Origin of the sequence: Labrenzia sp. THAF35 (assembly GCF_009363595.1) — a bacterium.
GTDB classification, from domain to species: Bacteria; Pseudomonadota; Alphaproteobacteria; order Rhizobiales; family Stappiaceae; genus Roseibium; species Roseibium algicola.
Genome location: NZ_CP045380.1, coordinates 5,394,580 through 5,417,980 on the forward strand (window position 1 = coordinate 5,394,580; position 23,401 = coordinate 5,417,980).

Genomic DNA, 23,401 nt, shown 5'->3' on the forward strand with positions numbered 1-23,401 from the left:
CGCCGATGGCCGTCCTGTTCATGATGATGCTGCTGTTCGCCCTGATGATCATCGGGGTGCCGGTCGCAGCCGCCCTCGCCCTCGCCTCGCTCGCCTTCGTGCTGATAGAAGGCCTGCCGCCGATGATCGTGCTGGCAAACATGGTCAACGGAATTAATTCGTTTCCGCTTATTGCGGTTCCCTTCTTCATCCTTGCCGGCAACCTGATGAACTCTGCAGGCATCACCACCCGCATCTTTGCCTTCGCCCGCGCGGCAGTCGGCTGGATGCACGGCGGACTGGGTCACGTGAATGTCGGCGCGAGTGTCATCTTTGCCGGCATGTCAGGGGCCGCCGTGGCGGATGCGGGAGGTCTCGGCAACATCGAGATCAAGGCCATGCGGGACAGTGGCTACGATACGGATTTCGCGGTCGGCATCACAGCTGCCTCTTCCACTATCGGGCCGATCATACCTCCGTCTTTGCCCCTGGTTATCTACGGCGTCATCGCGGACGCTTCCATCGGCCAGCTTTTCATGGCCGGCATCGTTCCCGGCCTCATGATGGCACTGGCCCTGATGGTGATGGTTGCCTGGTACTCCCGGCAGAGGAATTATCCGCGGGATCTCAATTTCCGCTTTTCACGGCTTGGCCAGACCTTTCTCGACGCCCTGCTTCCCCTCATGACACCGACGATCATCATCGGCGGCATCATGTTCGGCATTTTCACTCCGACGGAAGCGGCGATCGCTGCCGTCGCCTGGTGCATTTTTCTGGGTGTCGGCGTCTATCGGACGCTGAATTTCAGAAAGATCCTCAAGGTTTCCTTCGAGACGGTGGAGACGACCGCAGCCATCATGCTGATCGTGGCCGCTTCCACGATTTTCGCCTGGATCCTGACGGCCAACCAGACCGCACGCCATTTTTCCGAGCTGATGGTGGCATTGACGGACAACAAGGTCGTTCTGCTACTGATCATCACGCTGATCGTGCTGGTGATCGGCCTGTTCATGGAAACAATTGCCGCCATCACCATTCTGACGCCGGTGCTGCTTCCGGTGGCCGTCGGCCTGGGTATTGATCCGGTCCATTTCGGGATCATCATGATCCTGAACCTGATGATCGGCCTTCTGACGCCCCCGGTCGGCATGGTGCTTTACGTGCTTTCAAAAGTGGCGCAAGTGCCTTTCGAGCGATGCGTGACGGCAACGGCTCCCTTCCTCGTCCCGCTGATCACGGTGCTGCTGTTGCTGACTTTCGTTCCGGCCTTTTCGATGTGGCTGCCGACACTGGTCTACCGGTAGGCGCAAATCGGCTCAATTTTCGGAAGTGCGGTTCACATCCATTTACCGGTGCCGTGTTTGACTGTGCCAATATTCCGCTAGGGAATTTTTCGCACAGCTAGGGGGCCGGAATGTTCGACAGGTTGGCATTTTCTTTTGCGGCATTTGCAGCCGTCACTTTGACGCTCGACGGTGTTCGCGCCCAATCCACGGAACCGGTGTTCTACCCGGGAACGAACGAGGGTCTGTTTCTGATCGTCACCGACATCCACTTCGACCCGTTCAGTGATCCGGCCCTCGTGCCGGCACTGGACAAGAGCCCAGTCTCCGGGTGGACGGCAATTTTCAAGGGAGCTGCCGAAAACATCAAGAGTTACGGCAATGATGCCAGCTACTCGCTGATGGTCTCCGCCCTGGATGCGGCGGCAGCCCAAGGCATGACCTACGACTACGTGCTCTATACCGGCGACTACCTGAGCCACCACTTCAATGACACCTACCAGAAGACAGCGGGCGACAATCCGCAGGGCGTGACCTCGTTTGCCATCAAGACCACGCAATATGTTTCCCAGCTTCTAGGCGATACGTTCGGCAACATCCCGGTCTATGGCGTTCTGGGCAACGAAGATTCAGCCTGCGGTGACTACCAGCTCGCTCCCGACAGTGCATTTCTCGAAGGTGTCGGCGAACAGTGGGCGAAGCTGAGCCGTCAACCGGGCGGGTTCCAGGCGTTCAAGCAAGACGGCTTCTACAAGGTTACGCATCCAACGGTGCCGGATCAGGACATCATCGCCCTCAGCAACGTCTATTGGGCAAAACACTATTCGGATGCCTGCAATACCAATGGCGGCGATCCTGGAAAGGACGTCATGGCCTGGCTGGATGAGCAGCTTGCCGAAACGCAGCAGGCCGGCCGCAAGGCGCAGCTACTGATGCATGTTCCACCAGGCGCCGATGCTCGCGATACGGCGCGCCATGCAGACAAGGAGACGTGTGAGGCCAGTATCCACCTCTTCTGGCACGAGCATTACCTCACGGACTTTCTGGAGCTGATGTACAAATATGCCGGCACCGTCGACTACACGTTTTCCGGCCACACGCATATGGACGGCTTCACTGTCATCAATGATGCTTCGGGTGAACCGTTGATTGCGAACCAGATAACGGCATCGGTCAGCCCTGTTTTCGGCAACAACCCGGCCTTTGTAGTCTTTCTATACGACAGGACCAGCGGCGCGGTGAAGGACTCGGCGACCTTCTATCTGACGAACCTCGAAGCTGCCGCCGCCGGTGCAAAACCGGACTGGCAGTTCGAATATGACTATCGCTCAACCTATGCGGTTCCGGACCTTTCCGCCGCCAGCCGGGCTTCACTCGCCAAGACGCTTCAGAACGACGAGCCACTGCGCCAGCGGTTCAGTAATCTCTATGCCGTTCAATCAGCGACCCCGGAAATCGATCCCGTCAATTGGCAGGCATATGGCTGCGCGCTCGATGCCACCAGCCCGGACGCCTACAAAGCCTGCCTCTGCAGCAGCAACTGACCGTGCGCGCACTTTTTAGTCAGCCTGAGCAAGTGGGAGGTTGAGTTCCCCACGCACTCAGGCTGCCAGGCGTCGGCCTTCAGCATCGAACAGATGTGTCTTGTCCAGATCCAGCGCGATGCCGACCGGATCACCGGATTTCAGCGCGAAATGCCCGTGCTCGCGCACCAGGACCTGACCGATGCCTGGCACACTTGCGTGAATGTTGGTGTCCGAGCCCAGGTGCTCGACCAGTTCGGCCGTTCCGGAAATATGAGCGACGTCTTGGGCGACGATGTTGAGATGTTCCGGACGGACCCCCAACTCCCTTGCAGCTGCTTGCCCGTTGCTCAACCCAAGGCCGAGGCTGGCGCCGTTCTTCAGTGCAACGCCGCCTTCCTTCGGTTCGATATCGAGGATGTTCATGGTCGGAGACCCGATGAACTGGGCAACGAACTTGTTGGCAGGGGTGTCATAGAGCTCCAGAGGCGTGCCCACCTGCTGAATGTCGCCAGCATTCAGGACCACGATCCTGTCGGCCAGCGTCAGGGCTTCCACCTGGTCGTGGGTCACATAAATCATCGTCGACTTCAGACGCTGGTGCAGCCGGGCGATTTCCAGGCGCATTTCGACACGTAGTGCCGCATCGAGATTGGACAGCGGCTCATCGAACAGGAAGGCGCTTGGATCACGGACGATTGCTCGGCCCATGGCGACACGCTGGCGCTGTCCGCCTGAAAGTTGCTTGGGCAGGCGTGCTGTCAGATTGCTCAGGCCAAGTGTCCTGGCGGCTTCCTGCACCTTGCTTACCCGCTCCTCGTTGGCCGCTTTACGGATTTCCAGCGAGAAGCCCATGTTCCGCGCCACATCCATATGCGGATAAAGTGCATAAGACTGGAAAACCATGGCCATGTCACGATCACGGGGCGGCACTTCGTTCATGCGTTTGCCGTCTACCGTGAAATCGCCTCCGGAAATCGGTTCCAGGCCGGCGATCATGCGCAGCAGCGTAGACTTACCGCAGCCGGACGGGCCGACCAGTACGATGAATTCGCCATCATCGATGGAGAGGTTGATATCGCGCATCACCTCGACGGAGCCATAGGCCTTGGCGATGTTCTTGAGTTCGATACGAGCCATGGTCTGGGTCTCCTACCCCTTGACGGCGCCAGAGGTAAGCCCCTGGACCAGATAGCGCTGGATGAAGATGAAGAACAGACAGGACGGCACCAGTGCGAGCACGCCGGCGGCCATCATCTGCCCCCAGTCGACAGAGAACTTCGAAACGAAAGTCAGAAGCCCGACGGGGAAGGTCATGGTGTCGTTGGAGTTGATCAGCATGAGTGCGAAGAGCAGCTCGCTCCAGGCGGCGGTAAAGACGAAGCCCAGCGTCGCCCCAAGCCCCGGAAGCGTCAGCGGCAGAATGATTTTCCTGAGCGCTTCGAAGCGGCTGCAACCGTCAATCATGCCGGCCTCCTCCAGATCCTTCGGAATGCCGTCAAAGAAGGACTGCATCAGGAAAGTGGCGAAGGGAATGTTGAAGGCCGTGTAGACGATGATCAGGCTGGTAAGCGAGTTCAGCAGGCCGATCGCTGCAACGATCTTGTAGATCGGGGCAATGATCATCAGAAGCGGAAACATCTGGGTGATCAGCATCAGGGCGATGATCAGCCGTTTGCCGCGAAAATCGAACCGCGAGAAAGCGTATCCGGCAGCCGCGGCAATCGCCGTGGTGATGGCCGCGGTGCCAATGGACACGATCACACTGTTCTTGAAATAGGACAGGAAATCCGTTGCGATCAGAACAGTCTGGAAATTCTCGAAGGTAAACTCGCTCGGAAAGAGCGCCGTCCCTTCCGTGAAGATCAGCTTGTCCGGCGTGATCGCGATCTTGACGAGCCAGTAGAGCGGGAAAAGCGCAAAGGCGACGTAAAACGCCAGAGCCAGATATTTTCCCGTAACCGCCAGAGGCGAGCTATTACGAAGCGCACTCATCGAAGCACCTCAGATCTTGACCAGTTTCCGGCGCAGCACCAGCAGGATTGCCGCGTAGATCAGCAGCAGCCCCAGGAGCGCGACCGCGATTGCGGAGGCATAGCCGAAATCGAGTTTCCGGAAGGCAGTTGTGAAAATGTAGGTCGACAGGATCTGCGTCGAGTTTGCAGGTCCGCCGCCGGTCATGACGAAGATGAGATCGGCGAAATTCGCGATCCAGATCGTCCTCAGCATGACGGTGATTGCGATCATCGGTGCCAGGAACGGCAGCGTGATCTTGGTGAAGGTCTGCCAGGCGGTCGCGCCATCAATTTCCGCAGCCTCGTAAAGTTCGCCCGGGATGGACTGCAGCGCAGCCAGCAGCGTGATGGCGAAGAAGGGAATGCCGAACCAGACGTTTGCGGTCACAGGTCCCCACATGGCCAGGTCCTTGTCACCCAGGATGTTGAACGGCTCCGAAAGGATCCCTAGAGCGGCCAGCCAGTGCGGCAGTGGTCCGATGGTCGGGTTGAAGAGCCAGGCCCAGGTGAGAGCCGACAGGAACGTCGGTACGGCCCAGGGCAGAAAGACCAGTGCCTGAACAATGCGCTTGCCGTGGAACTGTGTGTTCAGCAGCATCGCGAGGCCAAGTCCCAGGAAGAACTGGAAGAAAATCGACCCGAGCGTCCACCAGAACGTATTGGTGAGCGCCAGCCAGAACTTCCGGTCAGACCACAAGGCCTCGAAGTTGGCGAAGCCGACCCAGCCCGACTGGAACGGGCGCAGCAGGTTGACGGCCTGGAAGGCATAGGAAACGCCGATCACCAGCGGCACCAGCATCACCAGGGCAATCAGCACGATTGCCGGGGTCAGGTAGAGATAAGGCTCCACCATGTAACGGAAGTAGAAGGTGGGCCGAGCCCGGGATTTTTTCCCGGGCACGGCAGTGTCGATCGTGGTCATTGCGCGGCTTTCCAGCGGCCATATTCTTCCGTCAGGAACTCGGCCCATTTGTCGGCCACTTCCTGTGCGGAGATTTCACCCAGGAGGGCTTCCTGGCTGGATTCCAGGGCGATGGAGTCCGCGAAGTAACCGAACTGCTCCAGATAGGTCGGCATGACCGTCGGGATGTACTGGTCGCCGTTCAGGGTGTCGAACCAGCCCTTGAACTGCTCGGTCTTGAAGTACGGATCCTGCTCGGCACCTTCATGGATCGGAATGACGCCAACGCGCTTCGCCCATTCCTTGTTGGTTTCCGGGCTGGACAGATGCGCAATCAGCTTCCACGAAAGGTCTTCGTTGCTGGTCGTGTCGAACATCGCCCAACCGGCGAAACCGATGGTCGGGAAAGCCTTGCCGGCCGGACCGACAGGCATCGGAACCACAGCGAAGTCTTCCGGCGCCATACGCTCGGCAACCGCGATCAGCGCATCCGGGTCCTGATCGAGGAACGCACAGGTTCCCGAATAGAAGCCGGCCACGATCTCGTTGAAGCCCCAGCTGACGGAATCCTTCGGGGCATAGCCGTTCTGGTACATGTCGATCAGGAACTGGATGCCTTCGACGGAACCCGGCTGGTTGAGCGTGCTCTTGCCATCGGCGTCAAAGAAGGTGTTGTCCCCGTTCATGGTGGCGGCCATCATGATCCAGCCGTTGAGCCCACCAGGTCCGCCCCGGAGACAATATCCGTATTTTCCGTCCAGTTCGGAAACGGCCTTGGCCGCATCCATGAATTCCGCCATCGTGCTCGGCGGATTTTCGACACCGGCTTCCGCCAGCAGCTTCTTGTTGTAGAACATGGCGCGCAGATAGAAGCCGTAAGGGATCATCCGTGCCGTCTTGCCGTCGGTCTGGCGGCCCATGTCCAGAGTTTTCTGGGTCAGCGTGCCACCATATTCCCAACCTGCGATCTTGTCGTTCAGATCGACCAGCCTGTCCTTGTAGATGCCCGCCCAACGGTCCGGCATTTCAACGACATCGGGAATGTCGCCACCGGCCACCATGGTTGCCAGCTTTTCAAAGGCCTGGCCCCAGGGCAGCGAGACGATTTCAACTTCAGTGCCCGGGTTGGCAGCCTCGAAGGCGTCCACTTGCTTCTGCAGTACTTCCGTGCGCTCCGGGCTGGTGATCACTTCCACCAGCTTCAGGGTTTCCGCGCTCGCTGCCGAGCCTGCCAGAAACGCCAATGCGCTAATTGCTCCTATCAGTCCCCTCATGGTTCAACTCCGCTTCTTTCAGGTTTGGTTTGAATTGCGCCGTCTTATGTCCGGGCGCTTTTGCTCAGGGCCGCCTCGAAGTCGGCCCAAAGATCGTTGGGGTCTTCCAACCCCAGGCTGAGGCGTACGATCCGGTCGGACACGCCAAAGCGTTGCATTGAATTCTGCTCACCGGCCTGGTTGAGGCCGATGCGTGTCGGCAGGATCAGGCTTTCGAAACCACCCCAGCTGACGCCAAGTCGGAACAGCTTCAGGCTGTCGGCAAGGTTCGGGATGTCGACGTTGTCGTTCAGCGCGACGGACAACAGGCCCGAGCGGCCGGTCAGACCAGGCACGATGTTCGGCCCGGGCGAATGCACAGCACTGACATGCGGGTGGCTCGCCAGCCGGTCAACAAACAGGTTCGCGGTCGCCTGATGCTGGCGCATGCGCGGGCCGAGGGTGCGCAGTCCCCGGGTCAGCAGGAAAGCCTCGAATGGCGCAAGCTTGCCGCCGAGCAGCGGCAGGGTCAGGTCCCGGATACGGTCGATCAGGTCCTGGCGAGCCACCACCACGCCGGCAACCGTGTCGGAATGGCCGGACAGGTACTTGGAGGCAGAATGCAGAACGATGTCGATGCCGAGGGTCAGTGGGCGCTGGAAGAGCGGTGTTGCCCAGGAGTTGTCGATTACGGTGATCGTGCCGTGCTTTTTCGCATGTGAGGCGACAAGTCCGAGATCCAGCGTCTTGAAGACGACGGAGGTCGGGCTTTCCAGATAGGCGAGCTTCACGCCCTTGAGCAGATCCGGATCCGACTGGAACTCCTCAATTGAATGATAGGTAACCCCGACGCCAAACGGGCGCAGCATACGCTCGAACAGGCGATAGGCATCCGGATAGACATGCTCGATGCAGGCAATTCGGTCACCCGGCTTGACGAAGGCAAGAACGGTGGAGGAGACCGCTGCCATGCCGGACGCAAAACCGACAGCAGCTTCGCCCTCTTCCGCCTGGGCCATCAGCTTTTCAAAGGCAGCCACAGTGGGGTTCTGAACCCGTGTATAGAGCGGCTCGTTGGAGCGGCCCGCCATCCGGTCTTCGAAGGCCTTGTAGTTGTCGAAGGTGAAGAGAGACGTCTGCACGATCGGCGGCGCCACAGCGCCTCCTGTCTCGGCAGCAGCCGCCAGCAGCGTCTCGATCGAATATCCACCCGGCACAGCGTCAGCCATCGTGTTCCTCTGAAATTTTCTGGGTTTCGGCACAGACCATATCGATGATCATCTCGGTCAGTTCCGCTGCCTTGTCCTCGTCACCGGCGATGATCGCGTCGGCAAGCGGGCGGTGCAGCGGGATGGTGTCCTGGCCGAGATGCGGCTTGCCGAACGGTGTTTCGTAAATGTCGTGAAAGGCTTTCTGGATCTGTTCGATGAACTGTCTGAACAGGGGATTGCCGGTCGCATCGTGAACGGCGTTGTGAAACCGATGGTCGGCCGGGCGCCAGTCTTCACCGGCTTCGAACACAGCCATCAGTTCCGCCGCCCGGGCATTGATGATGCGGCGCTGGTCCGGCGTTGCGGATCTCGTTGCGATACGCACCGACTCGATTTCCAGAGGCCGTCGAACCTGCTGCATTCGCAACAGGCTCTCGGCTTCATGTTTGATGGTGAGGGCCACGCGCAGTGTATTGGTTGATATTTCCGCGATGAGCCTTGTGCCGGCTCCTTTGTTGCGGCTGACGACACCCATGCTTTCCCAGGTCTTGAGCGTCTCGCGAATGGTCGACCTGCCAAAGCCGAGACGGCGCACAAGCTCCAGTTCCGGCGGCAGACGATCCCCGATCTTGAGGCCTTCCTGCTCGATGAGGCTGATCAGGGCTCGCGGCACATCCCGCGGCTCACTCGCTGCTGCAGACCCCGTTTCCGGTTTCGGCTGTTGTGCATTTTCCGGCATGGACAGATGTCGACCTTCTTTGTTTGCCATCTCACGTTACCACTTTGTCTGACATTGTAAACACTTTGTCTGACATAATTTTTAGGCAAAGCGCTATCCCGTTTAAACAATTGTTTTATTGAGTGAATTTCACACTCTCGCGAAGAACACCAGCCACCGCAGCTCCACGCCTCTCACCACAATCACCCTCACCATCGTCATCCCGGCCAAGCAACGCGCGAGCCGGGATCGGAGAGCCGCTGGCAGCGGCGGCAAGTCCTCCTGCCCTATCGACTGGCCCCGGTTCCCCGGTCCCGGATCTGCGCTGCGCTCCGTCCGGGAAGACGAAATCTAGGTGGGAGATTATCCAAAGGGCAGCCAGCTGAGCTGCCCCACCGCTTCTCACAACTATCAAACTCACCGCCGTCATCCCGGCCAAGCAACGCGCGAGCCGGGATCGGGGAGCCGCTGGCGACGGCGGTGGCCCGCCTCCTATCGACAGGCCTCAGCTTCCCCGTTCCAGGATCTGCGCTGCGCTCCGTCCGGGAGGACGAAATCGAGGTGGGAGATTGTCCCGAAGACGGCCTGTCGCGGAGGCTGTAAACAAAAGCCCGGCACGAGGTGCCGGGCTGCTTATGGTTCCAACAGGACAGTTTTGAGGGTCAGCCGACCTGGGCGGTTGCCTCGATTTCGATCAATGCATCGTCCTCGATGAGGCCAGCCACCACGACGACCGACATGGCCGGGAAATGCCGCCCCATCACCCGGCGGTAGGCTTCACCGACTTCTCTCTGCCGGGCAAGATATTCGCGTTTGTCCGTAATGAACCATGTCAGGCGAGCGATATCGGTCACGGCTCCACCGGCAGCCTCGACGATAGCCACAATGTTGGCGAGCGTCTGTTCCATCTGGCCGACGAAGTCACTGGTTTCAAAGACCTGGTCCTTGTTCCAGCCGATCTGGCCGCCGATATGGAGCGTCTTGCCCTCCGTCAACATGCCGTTTGCATAGCCTTTTGCCGGGGCCCAGCCGTCGGGTTGAATGCTTTTGACCGTCATTGATCCTGACTTTCCTTGTCTTCCGGATCAGCTGAAAATCAATCCGACTGGATTGAACTCTCAAGGCTGATCGCTCCCTACCTGTTGAACCGGTCGTCGCTCAAGCGAGTGCCGACTGGTCCAGAAATCGTTGTTTTACCTGTTCCGGCCATGGCTCCGGTCTACCGCTGCTGTCCACGTTGACGATGGTCAGCTCGGTCTGGAAGCGCACCTCGCCATCGCATTGCGCGCTGATTGCGATGCCGCAACTGGTCCGGCCAACCTTGGTCACGTTCAAGCCGAGCACCAGAAGATCGCCCAGTTTGCTCGGAGCCATGAAACGCGTACGAATTTCCGCAGTCGGTACGGCTCCCACCTTGTGAATGTCCTTGAACGGCCATTCGACGACCTTGTCGAAAAAGGCTTCGACACAATCGTTCATCATCTCGAAATAGCGGGGATAGAAGACAATCCCCGCCGGATCGCAATGCTTGAACAAGATGGGTTGCTCGAACCGGAACATCACTCAAACTCCGATGTACTTGGCAGTGACGTCGTCGGTCAGAGCATCAATACCGCCAGTCCAGACGGATGTGCCGCGCTCCAGGATCGTCGCCCGGTCGCAAACCTGGCGCAGTTCCTTGATCGACTTGTCGATGACGAGGATCGCGAGCCCCGTTTCCGCCTTCAACTGACGGATCACGGCCCAGATTTCCTGGCGGATGACAGGGGCCAGACCTTCGGTCGCTTCGTCCAGGATCAGCAGCTTCGGGTTGGTCATCAGGGCTCGGCCAATGGCGAGCATCTGCTGTTCGCCACCCGACAGCGAACCCGCCCGCTGGCCGCGCCGTTCACCAAGCCGCGGAAACATGCCGATGACGCGCTCGAAGGTCCAGTCGCCGCGCCGAGCCGCCGCGATCAGGTTTTCCTGAACGCTCAAGGTGCTGAAACAGCGACGCCCTTCCGGAACAAGGCCCAGTCCCAACCGGGCAGCCTTGTGGCTCGGTAGGCGGGCAAGGTCATGACCGGCAAATGTCAGCGAGCCTTGCGCGGAGAGCATCCGGCAAATGCATTTGACCGTGGTCGACTTGCCCATGCCGTTGCGGCCAAGCAGTGCCAGCACTTCGCCCTCGCCGATTTCCAGATCAACGCCGAAAAGCGCCTGACTGGCGCCATAGGAGGCCGTCACGTTGGACAGTGTCAGAAGACTGCTCATGCTTCGTCTCCCAGGTAAGCTTCCTTAACGGCGGCGTTGGACCGGATTTCATCGACCGTGCCGGTGGCAATCACCTCGCCGTACACCAGCACACTGATACGGTCTGCCAGCGAAAAGACCGCGTCCATGTCGTGTTCGACGAGAAGGATCGGCGCTTCGTGCCGGAGCTGATCGAGAAAACCGGTGAGCAGCTTCGAGCCTTCAGAGCCCATGCCTGCCATGGGTTCATCCATGACAAGCGCCTTTGGTTTCTGCGTCAGCGCAACGGCCACTTCCAGCTGACGGCGCTGACCGTGACTGAGCTCCGCCGTGCGCATGCGTGCCTGGTCCAACAGGCCGACACGGGCGAGTGCTTCTTCGGCGGTTTCACGCAAGGAGGTGTCCCTGGTCACGTTGGAGAAGAACCTCCAGGGCCGACCGCTGGCGCCCAGTGCCCCGAGCAGAACGTTCTGGAGAACCGTGTCTTCCATGGCCAGCGAAGAGATCTGGAAGGTACGCCCGAGGCCGGCACGCGCGCGGGCGCGTGTCGGTTGATGCGTCACGTCCCTGCCCAGCAGGCGAACCGACCCGGCATCAGGCCGCAGTGTTCCGCAAATCTGCCCGATCAGGGTGGACTTGCCGGCACCATTGGGACCGATGATCGCGTGGATCTCGCCAGGCTTCAGATCGATGGAGATGTCACGGCTGGCTCGCAAGGCACCAAAGCTCTTGGAAATGCCGTTTGTTTGCAGGACAGCATCAGTCATGAACAGCCTCCCGTCCGCAAATCATGCCGATCACACCGCCCTTGCCGAAGAGCACGATGACCAGAAGCAACAGCCCCAGGTAGATGTGCCAGAAGTCGCTCAAGGCTCCGAGCCAGTGCTCCAGCGCGACAAAGACCAGCGCGCCGACCACAGGCCCGAAAAGCCGTCCGACCCCACCGATGATGATGAAGATCATGATCTCGCCACTGGTCTGCCAGCTGAACATCGTCGGACTGACGAAGCGGTTCAGGTCGGCAAACAGCGCCCCCGCGAGACCCGTGATGGCGCCGGACACAACGAAGGCAACGAGCTTCAGTCGCACAGGGTCCAGTCCCGCGGTCTCCACACGAACGGGAACCTGCCGGGCAGCATTGAGAGCAAGACCAAAGGGAGACCCCGACAGCCGCCATGCAAACAGCAGCACAACGCACAAAAGGCCCAGGCAAAGCCCGTAGAACTGGATTGGGTCCAGCGTATTGAGCCCCGGAAACCCGTTGCGGACATAGATCGACAGTCCGTCCTCTCCGCCATATTCCGCCCAGGAAATGGCAAAGAAGAAGAACATCTGGCCAAAGGCCAGCGTGATCATGATGAAGTAGACCCCTGCCGTTCTCAAGGACAGGATCCCGATCACCAGCGCAGCCAGGGAAGACACCACGACGGCCACAAGCCAGATCACCGGCATGGACTTCGTGCCTTCGATCAGCAATGGCCACTCGGTGAGCGCGGTATAGTTCTGGGCATGGTAGGCGAGGATACCCATGGCATAACCGCCGAGGCCGAAGAAGACCGCGTGACCGAGACTGACCAACCCGCCAAGGCCGAGCGCGATGTTGAGGCCAACGGCCGCGATCGCAAAGACGACGGCACGCGTCATCAGCGTAATGGTGAAGGGTTCTTCCGCCGAGATCGCCCAAAAAGGGATCGCGACGAAGAGCGCCAGCGTCAGCGCATTGAGATAGCGTTCCCGGATCATGCGCGCGCTCCGAACAGACCGGCAGGACGCAGGATCAGCACCGCAGCCATGAGGATATAGATCGCCATGGAGGCGAGCGAGGATCCGACGGACGTGGCTGTCGACGGATCAAGGAACAGTTTCAGGATCTCCGGCAGGAAGATGCCGCCGAGCGTATCGGTCAATCCGACCAGGATAGCGCCCACAAGCGCCCCCTTGATGGAGCCGATGCCGCCGATGACGATGACGACGAAAGCCAGGATCAACACCGGTTCCCCCATGCCGACCTGCACCGACTGGATGGCACCGACCAGGGCGCCGGCAAGTCCTGCCAGAGCAGCGCCAAGCGCGAAGACGATGGTATAGAGCCGCGCAATGTCGATGCCGAGGGCCGCGATCATCTCGCGGTCATTTTCCCCTGCCCTTATCTGCACACCGAGACGCGTTCTGGAAATCAGCATCCAGAGACCGAGCGCCACGGCAAGGCCGACGGCAATCAACGTCAGCCGGTAGAGAGGATATTCGATGCCGCCCGGCAACGTGACCGGACCGGACAGGAATTCCGGCACGTCGAGAAACAGCGGAAAGGAACCGAAGATCCAGCGCGTTCCTTCGGAGAAGATCAGGATCAGCGCGAATGTCGCCAGCACCTGATCCAGATGATCCTTGGCGTAAAGCCGGCGGATGACCACCAACTCGACCAAGGCGCCCGCGATGGCAGCACCGGCAAGTGCCGCCACGAGGCCCAGCAGAAACGATCCGGTTGCAGCCGCAACAGCCGCCGCGCAGAACGCCCCGATCATGTAAAGCGAACCATGGGCAAGGTTGATCAAACCCATGACGCCGAAGATCAAGGTCAGCCCGGCGGCCATCAGAAACAGCATGATGCCGAATTGCAGGCCGTTCAGAACCTGCTCTATGAGCAATATCAGTGACATGAGTACCCCGCCCCTTTGGCCGGCGCGGTTTCCCGCACCGGCTTTTGGGTCAATACCTTACATGTTGCACTCGGACCAGTAGGCATCCGCATGGCTGGTCAAGGCCTTGCCGATGATCTTGTTGGTGTAGACGTCACCTTCCTTGATGACTTCGCGGACGTAGATGTCCTGGATCGGGTGATGGTTCGGACCGAACTTGAAGCCACCACGAGTGGAAGCGAAATCAGCTTCTTCCAGCGCCGCGCGGAACGCATCAGCATCCTTCACGTCCGCCTTGGCCATGGCCGACAGCAGCAGATTGGCGGTATCGAAGCCCTGCGAAGCGTAGAGCGACGGCAGGCGGCCGTACTCGGCCTGGAAGCTCTCAACAAAGGCCTTGTTGGCCGGGGAGTCGATGTCCTTGCTCCACTGGCTGGTGTTCTTGACACCGAGCGCCGCATCGCCAACGGCCTGCAGAATGCCCTGATCGAAGGAGAAAGCAGGTCCGATGACCGGCAGATCGACACCGGAGTCCTTGTACTGCTTCAGGAAGGAGATCCCCATGCCGCCCGGCAGGAAGAAATAGACACTGTCTGCACCGGAGGCACGGATCTGCGCGATTTCAGCTGCGTAGTCAGTCTGACCCAGCTTGGTGTAGATTTCGCCCGCGAACTCGCCCTTGTACATGCGCTTGTAGCCGGTCAGCGCGTCCTTGCCGGCCGGGTAGTTCGGCGCAAGCAGGAAGCTGTTCTTCAGGCCTTCGAAATTGGCATAGGCGCCGGCAGCTTCATGCAGGTTGTCGTTCTGCCAGGCGACGTTGAAATAGTTCGGGTGGCAGCCCTTGCCGGCCAGCGCGGAGGGGCCTGCGTTCGGCGACAGGTAGAACTTGCCCTGCGCGGTTGCGGACGGCACCACGGCCATGGCGAGGTTCGACCAGATGATACCGGTCAGGACGTCCACCTTTTCCGACTGGATCATCTTGTCGGCCAGCTGCACGGCGATGTCCGGCTTCTGCTGATCGTCCTCGATCACCACTTCCAGATCCGAGTTGCCGGCCTGCTTAACAGCCAGCATGAAGCCATCGCGCACATCGATGCCAAGGCCTGCACCACCACCAGACAGAGTGGTAATCATGCCGACCTTCACCGGTTCCGCGTTGGCGCTGGAAAGGCCGAGTGCGAGAGCGGCTGCGGCCGCCATTGTTACAAATTTCATATGCTGCTCCTCTTGGTCTTGTGACCTGCTATTCCCATTCGTTTTTTTAGTTTGGACCGCCGTGCTTCGTTATCGCGGCACGGTCAGCAAGGGGCTTGTCGTTTTAGTGTCCCGCGTGCCCCACGCGAGGGTCTGGTCAGGCGTCCGGACGCAGCCGAAAGCGCTGGATCTTGCCGGTTTCGGTTTTCGGCAAGGCGTCCGCAAAGATGATCGAGCGTGGATACTTGTAAGGCGCGATCGTCGCTTTAACGTGATCTTTCAATGCCTTGGAAAGGTCGTCTGAGGCTTCGTACCCCGCAGCAAGAACCACATGGGCCTGCACGATGGAACCGCGCTCCTCATCCGGCGCACCGATGACGGCACATTCCTGGACAGCAGGGTGCGCAAGCAGTGCCGCTTCCACTTCCGGGCCTGCAATGTTGTAGCCGGCGGAGATGATCATGTCGTCATTGCGGGCGGCAAAGTGCAGATGGCCGTCCTCGCTCATGGAAAAGCTGTCACCGGTGATGTTCCAGCCATCGATCACGTACTGCCCCTGCCGATCGTCCGCCAGATAGCGACATCCGGTGGGACCGCGCACTGCAAGACGCCCCACTTCACCTGGAGCGACGTCCTTGCCGTCCTGATCGAGGATCCTGACTTCGTATCCGGAAACGGGTTTTCCGGTGCAGGCAGGCTTGTGGTCGTCGAAGCGGTTGGAAATGAAGATATGCAACATCTCCGTAGCGCCGATCCCGTCCAGCATGGGCTTGCCGGTCTTGGCCATCCAGGCGTCATAAACGGGACCCGGCAGAGTTTCACCGGCGGAGACCGCGGCGCGCAGCGAGGAAAGGTCAGCCCCCTCTTCCATGGCCTGCAGCATCACGCGATAGGCGGTCGGTGCGGTGAAGCAGACGGTTGCCTTATATTTCTCGATGATCTCGATCATGTTCGGCGGCGTCGCGCTTTCCAGTAGCGTGGCTGCAGCGCCGAACCGCAGCGGGAAGATTGCAAGCCCCCCAAGACCGAAAGTGAAGGCCAAGGGTGGTGAGCCGACGAAGACATCGTCCGGTGTGACACCCAGAACTTCCTTGGCATAGCCGTCGGCAATGATCAGCAAATCCCGGTGGAAGTGCATCGTGGCCTTGGGCGTGCCCGTGGAGCCGGACGTGAAGCCCAGCAGGGCGACGTCATCGCGTCCGGTCGGGACAGCCTCATAGAGCACGGATTTTTCCAGCGCGAGCCGGTCCAGCTCCGCATCATGGTTTGACGTGCCGTCGAAGCCAATCACCTTCTTCAGGAAGGATGATGTCTTGGCACAGGCGACCATCTCGTCCATGAGACGCGTGTCGCACAGTGCGAACTCGATTTCCGCCTTGTCGACGATCTTGGAAAGTTCGCCCGCGCGCAGCATGGGCATCGTGTTGACGACAACGGCACCGGCCTTGGTTGCGGCGAGCCAGCAGGCGACCATTGCCGGGTTGTTGGCGGAACGGATAAGCACCCGGTTGCCCGGCTTCACACCAAGATCTTCGGTGAGTGCATGCGCCAGCCGGTTGGTCCAGTCCGCAAGTTCCTTGTAGGTTCGGCGGCGGCCATTCCCGATCAGAGCGGTGTGATCCCCCAGTCCCTGTTCCACCATCCTGTCGGTAAGCTCAACGCCTGCATTGAGACGTTCGGGATACTGAAACCCATCGAGCAGGAAATCGGGCCAGCTTTCTTCCGGCGGCAGGTTGTCCCGGGTAAAGGTATCGACGTGTGCGGAGGGACCAAGCATGGATCAGTCTCCCTGAAAGGCGCCAAGGGTCTGGCGCGCGATGATGATTTTCTGAACGTCCGACGCACCCTCGTAGATGCGCAAGGCACGGATTTCTCGATAGAGCTTTTCGACCTGCATGCCCGAGCGAACACCATCGCCACCGTGAAGCTGCACGGCCTTGTCGATGACCTTCTGTGCCTGGTCGGTGGCAAAGAGTTTTGCCATGGCAGCTTCCCGCGTCACGCGGGGGGCGCCGCTGTCCTTGGTCCAGGCGGCACGGTAAATCAGCAGGGCTGCGGCATCGACATCCAGCGCCATGTCCGCGATATGTCCCTGCACCAGCTGCAGATCGAACAGCGGAGAACCCTGGATTTCGCGTGTCGTCACCCGTGAAAGCGCTTCATCCAGCGCCCGGCGGGCAAAGCCCAGGGCGGCGGCGGCAACCGTCGAGCGGAAAATGTCCAGGACAGACATCGCAATCCTGAACCCTGCGCCCGGCGTGCCGATCATGTTCTTTTTCGGAATGCGGCAGCCGGTGAAACGCAGTGTGGCAAGCGGATGGGGCGCGATTGTTTCCAGGCGTTCGACAACCTCGAAACCTTCAAGGTCAGGCGTCACGATGAAGGCCGACAAACCCTTTGCGCCGGGTGCTTCGCCGGTTCTTGCAAAAAGCGTGTAGACGTCGGCGATACCACCGTTGGAAATCCAGGTCTTTTCACCGTCGAGCACATAGGCATCACCATCGTCGGTGGCGGTCATGGTCGAATTGGCAACGTCGGAACCGGACTGAGGTTCGGTCAACGCGAAGGCGGAGATCGCCTTGCCGGTGCGCGTCTGCGGAAGCCATTCGGCTTTCTGGTCGTCCGTTCCGAACAGGGAAATTGCACCGGTTCCGAGGCCTTGCATGGCAAAGGCGAAATCCGCCAGGCCGTCATGACGGGCCAGCGTTTCGCGAATGAGGCAGAGGCTGCGCACATCCAGCTTGCCGTCCGGGGCACCGCTGTGCTGCAGGAAGCCTGCATCGCCGAGCGCTGTCACCAGATGACGGCAGGCTGCGTCCGTGTCCGAATGGTCAACATGAGCCAGATGCGATCCTGCCCAGATCTCCAGTTCTTCAGCGAGACGCCAGTGCTTTTCTTCGAAGAACGGCCAGTGGAGGAAAGATTTATCCGACATCAGTCGCCCTCGAACACCGGCTTTTCTTTTTTCACGAAGGCTTCGTAAGCCCGGCGGAAGTCGTTGCCCTGCATACAGATTGCCTGCGCCTGGGCTTCCGCCTCGATGGCCTGATCCAGGCCCATGGACCACTCCTGCGCCAGCATGGTCTTGGTCATGGAGTTGGAGAAGGTCGGTCCGGCAACAATACGGCCGGCCATATCCATGGCCGCCTGATCCAGCTCACCCGCCGGCACCACCGCGTTGAAGAACCCCCACGCATGACCTTCCTCGGCCTTCATCGAACGACCGAGATAAAGCAGCTCCGCCGCACGGCCCTGCCCGATGATACGTGGCAGGATCGCGCAAGCACCCATGTCGCAGCCGGCAAGGCCGACCTTGTTGAACAGGAAGGCAACCTTGGCCTCCGGTGTCGCAACGCGCAGATCGGACGCCATGGCCATGATGGCACCAGCACCGGCGCAAATGCCGTCGACCGCGGATATGATCGGCTTGCCGCAGTTGAGCATGGCTTTCACCAGATCACCGGTCATGCGGGTGAAGGCCAGGAGCTCCTTCATGTTCATCTTCGTCAGCGGGCCGATGATATCATGCACGTCGCCACCGGAGCTGAAGTTGCCGCCGTTCGGCAGGATCACCACTGCATGGACATCGTCCGAATAAACGAGATCCCGGAACCAGTCGCGCAGCTCGGCGTAGCTTTCGAACGTCAGCGGGTTCTTGCGTTCAGGGCGGTCGAGCGCGATCCGCGCAATGCCGTTCGCGATCTCACACTTGAAATGCGTCACGTCACTTCGCATTGCCGCTCTCCTCTTGGCTTTGACGTTTCAGGACCAGATCGAGGCGGCTCGAAAGCGCCGCGATGTCTTCCGCCGACCAGCCGTCCAGCAGTTCGTCGATCCAGGTTTCGTGATGGGTTGCAAGTTCCTCGAAGGCGGCTCTGCCCTTCGGCGTCAACCGGGCCACCTGGGCTCGCCGGTCACCAGGAACGGCGACACGCAGGGCCAGACCTTCCTCGGTCAGCTTGTCGACAATGCCGGTGACATTGCCGTTCGACACCTTCAGGAACGTGGACAATTCCGACATTTTCAATCCGTCGGGAAAGCGGGCGAGCGCCGACATGACGTCGAACCGCGGCAGCGTCGTGCCATGCTGGTCACGCAGGTTCCGGCGGATCTCAGCTTCAATGCCATTGACGGATTTCAACAGCTTCAGCCACAGGCGCAAACGCGTCTTGGACAGGGCTTCCTGCTTCGCTGCGGTTTCCGCCATCACAGCTCTCCTCCCGAAAGTGTCAGCGCGTGACCGTTGATGGACACCGCTCCATCAGAACACAGATAGAGCGCAGCTTCGGCCACTTCAGACACCTGGATGAAGCGTCCCTGTGGATTGTCCGCTTTCAGGCTGTCAGCCGCGGCTTCCCGGCTCATGCCGGTCTTTTCGACAATCGTGTCAATGGAGCGATGCAGCATCGGCGTCTCGATGAAGCCGGGGCAAATCGCATTGACGGTGATGCCGGTTCTGGCCAGTTCCCGCGCCAGCGAGCGCGTCAGCCCGACGACGGCATGTTTGGCGGCGCTATAAGCGCTTACATAGGGATAGCCGCGCAGACCGGCGGTGGAGGCAATTGCGATCATCCTGCCCCAGCCGCTCGCCTTCATGTCCGGCAGGACAGCCTGCCAGACATTCGACACGCCGAAGAGATTGACCGCCAGCATGGCCTGAAAGTCTTCCGCGGAGGTTCGGGCAAAGGGTTTGCTGCTGGCAGCCCCTGCGTTGGCGACCACGACATCAACCGGACCATTGACCGTCCGCGCCGCAGCAACGGCTGCCTGGACGGCCTGCGCATCGGTTACATCGCATACCTGGTACGGCAGCTTCTGTTCGGCAAGGCTTGCTTCCGTCCTGCCGAGAATGGTGACCTTTGCGCCTTTTTCAGCGAAGAGGTGGGCACAAGCGGCACCGACGCCACTGCCGCCACCGGTAACAAGGATATGGCGGCAAGCGACACTCATACCTTCAACATCTCCGCTTCCCGATCGGCCAGACGCCACATCTGGTCGCGGCCCGCGAGATACGGCAACGGCCAGTCGGTGGCGTTCCGGTCACCGATCTTGGCTGCTTCATGCAGCGTCCAATACGGATCCGCCAGATGCGGACGGCCGACAGCAACAAGATCTGCCCGGCCCGCCATAAGGATCGAGTTGGCGTGGTCTGCCTCGTAGATATTGCCGACAGCCATTGTCGGCAGCCCGCCCTCGTTGCGGATACGGTCTGAGAACGGCGTCTGGAACATGCGGCCATAGACCGGACGCGCCTTCGGGGTTGTCTGACCTGCGGAGACGTCGACCAGATCGACGCCGGCATCACGGAAGCGGCGAGCTATCTCGACCGCATCGTCCGGCGTGATGCCTTCCTCGCCCACCCAGTCGCAGGCAGAAATTCGAACAGACATCGGCTTGTGATCAGGCCAGACAGCGCGCATGGCGTTGAAGACCTCCAGCGGCCAGCGCATGCGGTTATCCAGTGAGCCGCCGTACTCGTCCGTCCGTGCGTTGGACACCGGCGAAATGAAAGACGACAGCAGGTAGCCGTGAGCCGCATGAAGCTCGATCATGTCGAAGCCGGCGCGCTCAGCCATTTCGGCTGCGGCAACGAACTCCGCCTTGATCGCGTCCATCTCGGCAAGTGTGATCTCGCGCGGCACGGCATTGCCGTCTGACCAGGGGATCGCGGACGCCGAAACAAGTTCCCAGTTGCCGTCGTGAAGCGGCTTGTCCATGCCTTCCCAGCCGATCCGCGTGGACCCCTTGCGGCCGGAATGGCCGATCTGGCAGCAGATCTTGGCATCTGTTTCGGCATGCACGAAATCGGTCAACCGTTTCCAGGCCGCCTCGTGTTCAGGCGCATAGAGCCCCGGACAGCCTGGCGTGATCCGACCCTCGGCGCTGACGCAGGTCATTTCGACAAAGACGAGACCTGCCCCGCCCTTGGCACGCTCGGCGTAATGGACCATGTGCCAGTCGGTCGGCGAACCATCAACGGCCTTGTACTGCGCCATCGGCGAGACAACGATGCGGTTCTTCAACTCCATCTCGCGCAGTTTGAACGGCGTGAACATGGGTGCGCGCACGGGAGAATTCGGGGAAACGCCGGCCTGGTTCATGAACCAGCGCTCGGCAGATTCCAGCCATTTCGGATCCCGCAGACGCAGGTTCTCGTGGCTGATGCGCTGGGAACGGGTCAGCATGGAATAGTTGAACTGGACCGGATCGAGATGGAGATAACGCTCGACGTGTTCGAACCATTCCAGCGAATTGCGCGCTGCGGACTGCAGACGCAGCACCTCCAGGCGCCGGTCTTCCTCGTAGCGCTTGAAAGCAGCGGCCATATCCGCTTCGGTGTGCAGGTATTCCGCGAGCGCAATTGCCGATTCAAAGGCAAGCTTGGTGCCGGAACCGATGGAAAAATGCGCCGTTGCGGCAGCATCGCCGAGCAGAACCACATTCTCGTGGCTCCACTTCTCGCACAGAACACGCGGGAAGCGGATCCAGGCGGAGCCCCGGATATGCTTGGCGTTGGTCATCAGCGGATGGCCGCCAAGGTGATCCTTGAAGATTTCCTCGCAGGTCCGGATGCTGTCTTCCTGGCTCATTTCGCCAAAGCCGAAAGCGTCAAAGGTTTCCTGCGTACACTCCACGATGAAGGTCGCCGTTTCATCATCGAACTGGTAGGCGTGCGCCCAGACCCAGCCGTGTTCGGTTTCCTCGAAGATGAAGGTGAAGGCATCGGCAAATTTCTGATGCGTGCCGAGCCAGACGAACTGGCAAAGGCGCTGATCGATGTCAGGTTTGAACGTGTCCTGATAGAGCGTGCGTGTCTTGGAATTCAGACCGTCGCTGGCCACCACGAGATCGTAGTCCTTGCGATAATCCTCGGCGCTGTCGACTTCGGTTTCGAACTTCAGGTTGATGCCGAGCTCGCGGGCGCGCTCCTGAAGGAGCAGCAGCAATTTCATGCGACCGATGCCGCAGAAACCATGCCCGGTGGAGACGAGACGTTCACCACGCATATGAAGGGCAATGTCGTCCCAATAAGCGAAATTCTCGCCGATGGCCTTGGCGCTGACAGCGTCGTTCACCGCAAGGTTCTGAAGGGTCTCATCGGAGAGCACCACGCCCCAACCGAACGTATCGTCGGCGCGGTTGCGCTCGATCACGTCGATCTCGTGGGATGGGTCTCGCAGTTTCATCGAGATGGCGAAATAGAGACCGGCAGGTCCCCCGCCCAGACAAGCAATCCGCATACGAACCTCCCCTGCTGTGGTATGCTCAGCAAACCACAGGGAGGTATTTATTTCAAGCCTAAAATTTCAAGCTTGAAATAAATCACGGTATCGATCTGCAAATCATCTTTTATGTCAGGCTGGATACAGGTCCGGAACCGTTCAATGCGTCTCAGGAATTCGGGATATTGCCAGTCGATTCCCGCACCACGATCTCCCCGGCAATCGCTTCGTCGGCCGCAGCCTCCCCGGCAAAGATCCTTGCAACCGCTGACCCGGCCAGCTGTTCAATGGGCTGACGCAAGGTGGTGAGACGCGGGACCACGAGAGCTGCCAGTGCAATGTCATCGAAGCCGGTGACGGAAAGATCCGCCGGAATGGCGATCTTCAGATCGCGGGCGCAGCGCAAGACACCGATGGCTTGCTGGTCACTTGCGGCGGCAATGGCTGTCGGGCGCGTCTCCTGGGAAGCGTCTTTCAGGATTGACCGGCCGATGTCTTCACCGCTGTCGTAATCGAAATGACCTTCGTGGACAGTAAGCGTGATCGGATCTTCCGGCGTTGACAGGGCCTTGATCCGGGCAACAAAGCCCTCCCGCCGCTGGCGGGCCACTTCCATGGATTGCGGGCCGGCGATATAGGCGATGCGGCGATGGCCGAGGCCGACGAGATGATCGGCGATTTTCGCCGACCCGTCGAAATGGTCAGTTGCGACCAGCGGATAGGGACCGAAACGGCGGTCGAGCGAAACGATCGGCACGTCGGCCTTGTGTGTCTGGCCACCGTCGGAGGTTGCCACCACGATGACCCCGCACACGGCCCTGTCCAGCAATGCCGCGATCTGGGTCTGTTCGGCTTCCGCGTCGTCATGGGAATTTGCGAGCATCACGGAGTGGCCCCGCTTGGCGGCTTCCATCTCGATATTCTTGGCGAGCTGGGAAAAGAAAGGGTTGGTGATATCCGGCACCACTAGGCCGATCACGTCGATGCTGTTGGTGCGCAAAGCCCTGGCAGCCAGGTTGGGCTTGTAGTCCAGCTCCTTCATAGCCGCGAGCACGCGCTCCTTCAGGGGCTGCTTGACCGACTCGTTTTTGGACAGAACGCGGGAGACAGTACCAACGGACACACCGGCTTTGCGTGCGACGTCTTTGATTGTTGGCATGTTTTGCGTTTCTCCCCGCGCCCCAGGCGTTGCCCCCTTGAACCATTCCTCGGTGATCCGATCAAGCAAAT

General features: G+C 60.0%; 22 protein-coding genes. 2 read left to right on the forward strand and 20 right to left on the reverse strand.

Features of this window, described 5'->3' with window-relative positions:
• Positions 1-5 precede the first annotated feature (5 nt).
• Positions 6-1,283 (forward strand): TRAP transporter large permease, encoded by a 1,278-nt coding sequence (locus FIU93_RS24820; RefSeq protein WP_152507065.1) that lies wholly within the window; start codon positions 6-8, stop codon positions 1,281-1,283.
• Positions 1,284-1,393: 110 nt separating this feature from the next.
• The gene (locus FIU93_RS24825; RefSeq protein ID WP_152507066.1) at positions 1,394-2,806 is read left to right on the forward strand and encodes a metallophosphoesterase; all 1,413 of its coding nucleotides are present in this window, start codon (positions 1,394-1,396) and stop codon (positions 2,804-2,806) included.
• 57 nt (positions 2,807-2,863) lie between these two features.
• Here the strand turns inward: FIU93_RS24825 and ugpC are convergent, their stop codons facing one another.
• The 20 genes from ugpC to FIU93_RS24925 all read right to left on the reverse strand — a co-directional run bounded on the left by ugpC (position 2,864) and on the right by FIU93_RS24925 (position 23,330).
• Complete coding sequence (gene ugpC / locus FIU93_RS24830) at positions 2,864-3,925, reverse strand: sn-glycerol-3-phosphate ABC transporter ATP-binding protein UgpC (protein WP_152507067.1); 1,062 nt, start codon at positions 3,923-3,925, stop codon at positions 2,864-2,866.
• Between the two features lie 12 nt (positions 3,926-3,937).
• On the reverse strand, positions 3,938-4,780 hold the full coding sequence (locus FIU93_RS24835; RefSeq protein ID WP_022997643.1) for a carbohydrate ABC transporter permease: 843 nt from the start codon (positions 4,778-4,780) through the stop codon (positions 3,938-3,940).
• Between the two features lie 9 nt (positions 4,781-4,789).
• Positions 4,790-5,653 (reverse strand): sugar ABC transporter permease, encoded by an 864-nt coding sequence (locus FIU93_RS24840; RefSeq protein WP_228148102.1) that lies wholly within the window; start codon positions 5,651-5,653, stop codon positions 4,790-4,792.
• 65 nt (positions 5,654-5,718) lie between these two features.
• Positions 5,719-6,975: a sugar ABC transporter substrate-binding protein gene (locus FIU93_RS24845; RefSeq protein WP_031268042.1), complete on the reverse strand. Its 1,257-nt coding sequence runs from the start codon at positions 6,973-6,975 to the stop codon at positions 5,719-5,721.
• A 44-nt stretch (positions 6,976-7,019) separates the two neighbouring features.
• Positions 7,020-8,183: an aminotransferase class I/II-fold pyridoxal phosphate-dependent enzyme gene (locus FIU93_RS24850; RefSeq protein WP_022997646.1), complete on the reverse strand. Its 1,164-nt coding sequence runs from the start codon at positions 8,181-8,183 to the stop codon at positions 7,020-7,022.
• Positions 8,176-8,934 (reverse strand): FCD domain-containing protein, encoded by a 759-nt coding sequence (locus tag FIU93_RS24855; RefSeq protein WP_228868926.1) that lies wholly within the window; start codon positions 8,932-8,934, stop codon positions 8,176-8,178. Before FIU93_RS24855 ends, FIU93_RS24850 begins: the two co-directional genes overlap by 8 nt.
• A 611-nt stretch (positions 8,935-9,545) precedes the next feature.
• Positions 9,546-9,941, reverse strand: a complete 396-nt coding sequence (locus FIU93_RS24860) for a RidA family protein (protein WP_022997649.1) — start codon at positions 9,939-9,941, stop codon at positions 9,546-9,548.
• Between the two features lie 100 nt (positions 9,942-10,041).
• A complete protein-coding gene (locus FIU93_RS24865) occupies positions 10,042-10,443 on the reverse strand; it encodes a thioesterase family protein (RefSeq protein WP_152507068.1) in 402 nt (133 codons plus the stop codon).
• A 3-nt stretch (positions 10,444-10,446) separates the two neighbouring features.
• On the reverse strand, positions 10,447-11,136 hold the full coding sequence (locus FIU93_RS24870; RefSeq protein WP_055659143.1) for an ABC transporter ATP-binding protein: 690 nt from the start codon (positions 11,134-11,136) through the stop codon (positions 10,447-10,449).
• Positions 11,133-11,882, reverse strand: coding sequence for an ABC transporter ATP-binding protein (locus FIU93_RS24875; protein WP_022997652.1), 750 nt, complete (start codon positions 11,880-11,882; stop codon positions 11,133-11,135). Before FIU93_RS24875 ends, FIU93_RS24870 begins: the two co-directional genes overlap by 4 nt.
• Positions 11,875-12,858, reverse strand: coding sequence for a branched-chain amino acid ABC transporter permease (locus tag FIU93_RS24880; protein WP_152507069.1), 984 nt, complete (start codon positions 12,856-12,858; stop codon positions 11,875-11,877). The genes FIU93_RS24875 and FIU93_RS24880 overlap by 8 nt, the downstream gene beginning before the upstream one ends.
• Positions 12,855-13,775: a branched-chain amino acid ABC transporter permease gene (locus tag FIU93_RS24885; RefSeq protein WP_022997654.1), complete on the reverse strand. Its 921-nt coding sequence runs from the start codon at positions 13,773-13,775 to the stop codon at positions 12,855-12,857. The genes FIU93_RS24880 and FIU93_RS24885 overlap by 4 nt, the downstream gene beginning before the upstream one ends.
• 57 nt (positions 13,776-13,832) lie before the next feature.
• Positions 13,833-14,969 (reverse strand): ABC transporter substrate-binding protein, encoded by a 1,137-nt coding sequence (locus tag FIU93_RS24890; protein WP_152507070.1) that lies wholly within the window; start codon positions 14,967-14,969, stop codon positions 13,833-13,835.
• A gap of 136 nt (positions 14,970-15,105) precedes the next feature.
• Positions 15,106-16,725: an AMP-binding protein gene (locus FIU93_RS24895; RefSeq protein ID WP_152507071.1), complete on the reverse strand. Its 1,620-nt coding sequence runs from the start codon at positions 16,723-16,725 to the stop codon at positions 15,106-15,108.
• A 3-nt stretch (positions 16,726-16,728) separates the two neighbouring features.
• A complete protein-coding gene (locus FIU93_RS24900; protein WP_152507072.1) occupies positions 16,729-17,883 on the reverse strand; it encodes an acyl-CoA dehydrogenase family protein in 1,155 nt (384 codons plus the stop codon).
• The gene (locus FIU93_RS24905) at positions 17,883-18,683 is read right to left on the reverse strand and encodes an enoyl-CoA hydratase family protein (RefSeq protein WP_055659135.1); all 801 of its coding nucleotides are present in this window, start codon (positions 18,681-18,683) and stop codon (positions 17,883-17,885) included. The genes FIU93_RS24900 and FIU93_RS24905 overlap by 1 nt, the downstream gene beginning before the upstream one ends.
• On the reverse strand, positions 18,673-19,155 hold the full coding sequence (locus FIU93_RS24910) for a MarR family transcriptional regulator (protein WP_055659133.1): 483 nt from the start codon (positions 19,153-19,155) through the stop codon (positions 18,673-18,675). Before FIU93_RS24910 ends, FIU93_RS24905 begins: the two co-directional genes overlap by 11 nt.
• Positions 19,155-19,898 carry an SDR family oxidoreductase gene (locus tag FIU93_RS24915; RefSeq protein WP_077290317.1) on the reverse strand — a complete coding sequence of 248 codons (744 nt, stop codon included), beginning with the start codon at positions 19,896-19,898 and terminating at the stop codon, positions 19,155-19,157. The genes FIU93_RS24910 and FIU93_RS24915 overlap by 1 nt, the downstream gene beginning before the upstream one ends.
• A complete protein-coding gene (locus FIU93_RS24920; protein WP_022997661.1) occupies positions 19,895-22,189 on the reverse strand; it encodes a bifunctional salicylyl-CoA 5-hydroxylase/oxidoreductase in 2,295 nt (764 codons plus the stop codon). The genes FIU93_RS24915 and FIU93_RS24920 overlap by 4 nt, the downstream gene beginning before the upstream one ends.
• A 151-nt stretch (positions 22,190-22,340) precedes the next feature.
• Positions 22,341-23,330, reverse strand: a complete 990-nt coding sequence (locus tag FIU93_RS24925) for a LacI family DNA-binding transcriptional regulator (protein WP_075284489.1) — start codon at positions 23,328-23,330, stop codon at positions 22,341-22,343.
• Between the last annotated feature and the right edge of the window lie 71 nt (positions 23,331-23,401).